Origin of the sequence: Streptomyces sp. SID9727, assembly GCF_010550605.1 — a bacterium.
GTDB lineage: Bacteria > Actinomycetota > Actinomycetes > Streptomycetales > Streptomycetaceae > Streptomyces.
The window spans coordinates 1-5,879 of record NZ_JAAGNI010000284.1 but is presented as its reverse complement, the minus strand read 5'-3'; the positions used below and the strand labels follow the sequence as shown (position 1 = coordinate 5,879).

The following is a 5,879-nucleotide window of genomic DNA, read 5'->3' as shown; positions in this document are numbered from 1 at the left end:
GGCCGCCGGGGTGGGCGTCGCCGCGGCCCGCTCCGACGACGGCGGCCGGACCACGGCCGCGGACAGCGGCGCCGCCGTGCCGTTCCACGGCGCGCACCAGGCCGGTATCGCCACCGCCGTCCAGGACCGGCTGCACTTCGCCGCGTTCGACGTGACGACGAAGGACCGGGCCGAACTGGTCGCGCTGCTCAAGGAGTGGACCCGCGCGGCCGAGCGGATGACCGCCGGGCACGCGGTCGGCGACGGGGCGTACGGCGGCCTGCCCGAGGCGCCGCCGGACGACACCGGCGAGGCGCTGGGGCTGAAGCCGTCGCGGCTGACGCTGACCGTCGGCTTCGGGCCCTCGCTGTTCGCGAAGGACCGGTTCGGGCTGGCGGACCGGCGTCCCGAGGCGCTGGTGGACCTGCCGAAGTTCCCCGGCGACAACCTCGACAAGGCCCGCAGCGGTGGCGACCTGTGCGTCCAGGCGTGCGCGGACGACCCGCAGGTCGCCGTGCACGCCATCCGCAACCTCGCCAGGATCGGCATGGGGCGTACCGCGATCCGCTGGTCGCAGCTGGGCTTCGGCAAGACGTCCTCGACCACTCCGGACGCCCAGACCCCGCGCAACATGCTGGGCTTCAAGGACGGCACCCGGAACATCTCCGGCACCGACACGGCCACCCTCGGCGCGCATGTGTGGGTCGGGGAAGGCGACGGCCCCGGCTGGATGACCGGGGGCTCGTACCTGGTGGCCCGGCGCATCCGGATGCACATCGAGACCTGGGACCGCGCCCCGCTGCAGGAGCAGGAGGACGTCTTCGGCCGCGACAAGGGCGAGGGTGCCCCGGTCGGCAAGGCGAAGGAGCGCGACGAGCCGTTCCTGAAGGCCATGCTGCCGACCGCGCACGTCCGCCTCGCGCACCCGGACAGCAACGACGGGGCGATGATCCTGCGCCGGGGCTACTCCTTCACGGACGGCACCGACGGCCTCGGCCGGCTCGACGCGGGGCTGTTCTTCCTCGCCTACCAACGCGACACCCGCAAGGCGTTCGTTCCCCTGCAACGACGCCTGGCGGCACACGACGCACTCAACGAGTACATCCAGCACGTGGGTTCGGCGCACTTCGCCGTCCCGCCGGGCGTCCGCGACAAGGACGACTGGTGGGGCCGGGCGCTGTTCTCGTAACGGGACTCGAAGCGGAAAGGGAACCGAGACGTGTTCAGCAACTTCCTGATCGGGCTGCGCGAAGGGCTTGAGGCCAGCCTGGTCGTCTGCATCCTCATCGCGTACCTGGTGAAGACCGGCAACCGCGACCGGCTGGCGCCGATCTGGATCGGTGTGTCGATCGCGGTCGTCGTCAGCCTGGGCTTCGGCGCCGGGCTGGAGTTCGGCTCGCAGGAGATGACGTTCAAGGCGCAGGAGGCGCTGGGCGGTTCGCTGTCCATCGTCTCGGTGGGCCTGGTGACGTGGATGGTCTTCTGGATGCGGCGGACCGCCCGCCACCTCAAGGCGGAGCTGCACGGCAAGCTGGACGCCGCGCTCGCCATGGGCACCGGCGCGCTCGTCGCGACCGCGCTCCTGGCGGTCGGGCGGGAGGGCCTGGAGACCTCGCTGTTCGTGTGGCGGGCGGTGCACGCGGCGGACGACGGCTGGCACCCGATGATCGGCGCGGTCCTCGGGATCGCCGCCGCGGTGGTGCTGGGCTGGCTGTTCTACCGGGGCGCGCTCAAGATCAACCTGGCGAAGTTCTTCACCTGGACCGGCGGAATGCTGGTGGTCGTCGCCGCGGGTGTGCTGGCGTACGGCGTGCACGACCTCCAGGAGGCGGAGTTCCTGGGCGGTCTGCGGAACCGGGCGTTCGACATCAGCTCGACGATCCCGCCGGACAGCTGGTACGGGACGCTGCTGAAGGGCACGTTCAACTTCCAGCCCGACCCCACCGTCCTCCAACTCACCGTCTGGGCGCTGTATCTCGTCCCGGCCCTCGCGCTGTTCCTGTCCCCGGTAGGGTTCGGACGGTCAGTGGCGACGGATCAGAAGGCGCGGAAAGCAGCGGATGGGAAGTCTGGGGCCGGTGCGGCGGGTGGCGGGGCTCGCGGTGGCGACGGTGCTGAGCCTGACGGCGAGCGGGTGCGTGACGGTGCACGGCGAGCGGGCAGTCGTACCGGCGGCGACGAGGGCTGAGGCCGCCCGGGCCCTGAAGGACTTCACCGCCGCGTACAACGCCGCCGACAAGGCGTACGATCCGGCGCTGGACGCGGACGTGGTGACGGGCTCGCTCGGCGCCATCAACCAGGCGGGGCTGAGGGCCCGGCACCGGATAGCGCCCACCGGCAACTCCCGGCACCGGCCGCTGGAGCTGACCGACGCCCGTTTCGTCATCCCGGAGAAGGCGGGCTGGCCGCGCTGGTTCCTCGCCGACACGGACTCCAACCGCGAGACGGAAGAGGGCGAACGGGACAGCCGCTGGCTGCTGGCGTTCACGAAGACCGGCCCCGACGCGGGCTGGAAGGCCGCCTATCTGTCGGTCGTCGCACCGGACCGGCTGCCCGCCCTCGCGAAGGACGCCGCACCGGTCGCGGCCGAAGGACCGGGTCTGGCCGTCGCGCCGCGCGATCTCGGCACGCGGTACGCGCAGTACCTCCAGAAGGGCACCCCGGACGTCTTCGCCCCGGGGGCGGCCACCTCGCAGTGGCGGGAGGCGCGGCTGAACACCCGGCGGGCCGGGTTCTCGTACCAGTACGCCGACCAGGCGCTGGACGCCGGTGCGTACGCCCCGTTGGGGCTGGCCACCGAGGACGGCGGGGCGCTGGTCTTCTTCAGCAGCAGGCATTTCGAGCGGCAGACCGCCGCCCGGGGGCTGCGCCCGGCGGTCGACCCCGATGTGGAGGCGCTGCTCACCGGAGAGGTGAAGAGCACGCTGACCAAGGAGCGGGTCTCCAGTCAGCTGGTGTACGTGCCGAAGAAGGGCGCCGGCACCGGCAAGGTGTCCGTGCTCAGCCGGCTGCCCGGGCTGACCTCGGCGGAGGGCTCGTAAAGGCCGCGAAGGCCCCCGGTCCCGGCTACCGGCTACCGGCTACCGGCTACCGGCTACCGGCGCAACGGCCAGGCCACCGATTCGTGGTCGACCTCGCTCTGACCCTCGGAGCCGACGAACCGCGCGCAGGCGTCGGTCAGCGTCTCCAGGAGCGTCAGCGGGTCCGGCAGCGGGTGCTCGGGGCCGCGCAGCCAGGCGACGTCCAGCTCACCGGGGAGCTGGGCCGGGGGCAGCAGGACGTAGCTGCCGCGGCAGTGCCAGCGCAGGCCGGGGTGCTCGTCCATCGTTTCGGGGTGGCAGTCCAGCTCGCACGGCCACCACTCGTCCTCGTCCTCCGGGGTGCCGCGGGTCGCGGTGAAGAACAGCATCCGGTCGTCGCCGGAGCGGGCCACCGGGCCGACCTCGACCCCGGCGGCGAGGAGCCGTTCGAGGGCCTGCTCGCCGGCGGCCAGCGGGACGTCCAGGACGTCGTGGATCATGCCGGTCGCGGTGATGAAGTTGGCCTGCGGCTGGCTGCGGGCCCAGCGCTCGATCTGGGCGCGGTCGGTGGTGGACTGCGTCTGCCAGGCGAAGGAGAGCGGATGACGGGCCGGGGTGGGGCAGCCGATGCGTTCGCACGAACACCGGTAGCCGACCGGGTGGGCGGCGGGTGCGATCGGCATTCCGGCCTCGGCGACGGCCAGGAGCAGCGCCTCCCGTGCGGTCTCGTCGACCTCGTGCCGCTGCGGTTTGGGTCGTCGCCGCAGCCACTGGGAAATCTTGCTCTCTGAGCCGCGATTACGGCCGAAATCGGCGCCCATCTATCCCCTTGCCTTTGCGTTGCCCCTGCCCATGGTCCCACCATCCTGCGCCTCGGGTGGCCAGAGTCCGGAAGCGGGGTGGGACGGCCGATGCCGCACGGAGGGCACTATCACATGCTTTGTCATGAAAAAGCCCGTGTGCCGAGCGGTCCCGGCGGGGCCGCGTCACGCGCCCGGGGCCCGCGTCCGCGCGAACCACCCGTTCGGACCACAGCGCCGGGGCCCCGTACGGCGCACCATGAGCTCACGCACACACCCGTGCGACGCACCGGCCGCGGCGGCCACCAGCCGCCGCGACGATTCGTGAGGAGCCTCAGTTGCCTCGTGAAGCCACGCCCCGGCACTACCTGATGTGTGCCCCTTCCCACTTCCGGGTGACGTATTCCATCAATCCCTGGATGGATCCCACCAAGCCGGTCGACCTGCCGCTGGCGCAGACCCAGTGGGAGGACCTGCGCGACCGCTACCGCGCCCTCGGCCACACCGTCGACCTGCTGGAGCCGCGCCCCGACCTGCCGGACATGGTCTTCGCGGCGAACGGGGCCACGGTGATCGACGGCCGGGTGCTGGGCGCCCGCTTCGCGTACCGGGAACGGTTCGAGGAGGCGGCCGCCCATCGCGACTGGTTCCTCGGCCACGGCTTCACCGAGGTCCATGAGCCGGACCACGTCAACGAGGGCGAGGGCGACTTCGCGGTGACCGTCTCGTACGTGCTGGCGGGCCGCGGGTTCCGGTCGTCGCCGCTCTCGCACGCGGAGGCGCAGGAGTTCTTCGGGCGCCCGGTGATCGGCCTCGACCTGGTGGACCCGCGCTACTACCACCTCGACACGGCCCTGTGCGTGCTCGACGACGCGGCCGACGAGGTCATGTACTACCCGCCGGCCTTCTCGCCGGGCAGCCGGGCGGTCCTCGCGCGGCTCTTCCCGGACGCGCTGATCGCCCGGGAGGCGGACGCGGCGGCGCTCGGCCTGAACGCGGTGAGCGACGGGCTCCACGTCCTGCTGCCCCAGGCCGCGACGGGGCTGTTCGACCCGCTCCGGGCGCGGGGCTTCGAGCCGGTGCCGATGGACCTGAGCGAGCTGCTGAAGGGCGGCGGCAGCGTGAAGTGCTGTACGCAGGAACTGCGCGGCCGGGAGCCGAACGGCTAGGGCACCGCTGTCCGGCGGACCTTCGTGGGCCCGACAGCCCCTAGGCCGTGTTTCGAAAGTCCCGCCTGTCCGGCGACGCCTGGCACGCACGCTCGCCGCGTTGTCGGGATCACCCCGATACAACCAGTATCGGGGCGACCCTCCGCCTTGCGATCGCACGCACCAGACGCCGCCGGACCCGCCCTACGGGCGGACGGCGCTACTTTCGAAACACGCCCTAGGCGGCGTCCTCCGGGGGCGGCCAGGCGTCGCCCCAGTCGGTGCCCCGGGCGGCGCGGTACAGGACGCCGTGCCGCTTGGTGACCGTGTCCCGGCGCAGGCCCTCGTCGCGGGTGCAGAGGTCGAGGAGCACCTGCCCCTTGCGGATCTGGGGCCTGCGGACGACCCGGGCGGCCACGGGCAGGGGCGTGAACCGGGTGGCGACGACGTAGCTGAACTTCTCGTCCTCGTACGCCAGTGAGCCGCCCTTCACCTGCCGGTGCAGCGAGGAGCGGCTGACCCGGGCCGAGAAGTGGCACCAGTCGGTGCCCGGCTCGATGGGACAGGCGCCGCTGTGCGGGCAGGGCGCGGCGACGGTCAACCCGGCGGCGATCAGGCGGTCGCGGGCCTCGATGATCCGGGCGTAGCCGCCCGGGGTGCCGGCCTCGACGACCACGACGGCCTGGCCGGCCGCGGCGGCGGCGTCGATGAGCGCGGTGCGGGCCGGGCCGGTCAGCTCGTTGAGCACGTAGGAGATCGTGACCAGGTCCGCCGGGGCGAGGTCGAGGTCCTCGCCGATGCGGGCCCGCCGCCAGTCGGCGGTGCGCAGGGCGTCCGGGCCGCCCGCGGCCAGTTCGCGGCCGAGGGCGAGCGCGGGCTCGGCCCAGTCCAGGACGGTGGTGCGGTGGCCCTCCCACTCCCCCGCGACGGCC

General features: G+C 72.8%; 6 protein-coding genes. 4 read left to right on the top strand and 2 right to left on the bottom strand.

Going from position 1 to position 5,879, the window contains the following annotated elements; translation table 11 throughout:
• The 3 genes from efeB to G3I41_RS18415 all read left to right on the top strand — a co-directional run.
• Positions 1-1,168, top strand: a 1,168-nt coding sequence (gene efeB / locus G3I41_RS18425) for an iron uptake transporter deferrochelatase/peroxidase subunit (protein WP_164401318.1), incomplete at its 5' end; no start/stop codon positions are given.
• 30 nt (positions 1,169-1,198) lie between these two features.
• Positions 1,199-2,167 carry an iron uptake transporter permease EfeU gene (efeU, locus tag G3I41_RS18420; protein ID WP_164401317.1) on the top strand — a complete coding sequence of 323 codons (969 nt, stop codon included), beginning with the start codon at positions 1,199-1,201 and terminating at the stop codon, positions 2,165-2,167.
• Positions 2,118-3,020 carry a hypothetical protein gene (locus G3I41_RS18415; protein WP_164401320.1) on the top strand — a complete coding sequence of 301 codons (903 nt, stop codon included), beginning with the start codon at positions 2,118-2,120 and terminating at the stop codon, positions 3,018-3,020. The genes efeU and G3I41_RS18415 overlap by 50 nt, the downstream gene beginning before the upstream one ends.
• A 53-nt stretch (positions 3,021-3,073) precedes the next feature.
• Here G3I41_RS18415 and G3I41_RS18410 read toward each other — a convergent pair whose 3' ends face one another.
• A complete protein-coding gene (locus G3I41_RS18410) occupies positions 3,074-3,820 on the bottom strand; it encodes a bifunctional DNA primase/polymerase (protein ID WP_164401316.1) in 747 nt (248 codons plus the stop codon).
• 317 nt (positions 3,821-4,137) lie between these two features.
• Between G3I41_RS18410 and ddaH the strand changes: the two genes are divergently transcribed.
• A complete protein-coding gene (gene ddaH / locus G3I41_RS18405) occupies positions 4,138-4,968 on the top strand; it encodes a dimethylargininase (RefSeq protein WP_203601284.1) in 831 nt (276 codons plus the stop codon).
• Positions 4,969-5,185: 217 nt separating this feature from the next.
• Here the strand turns inward: ddaH and G3I41_RS18400 are convergent.
• Positions 5,186-5,879, bottom strand: a 694-nt coding sequence (locus G3I41_RS18400; RefSeq protein ID WP_164401315.1) for a small ribosomal subunit Rsm22 family protein, incomplete at its 5' end; no start/stop codon positions are given.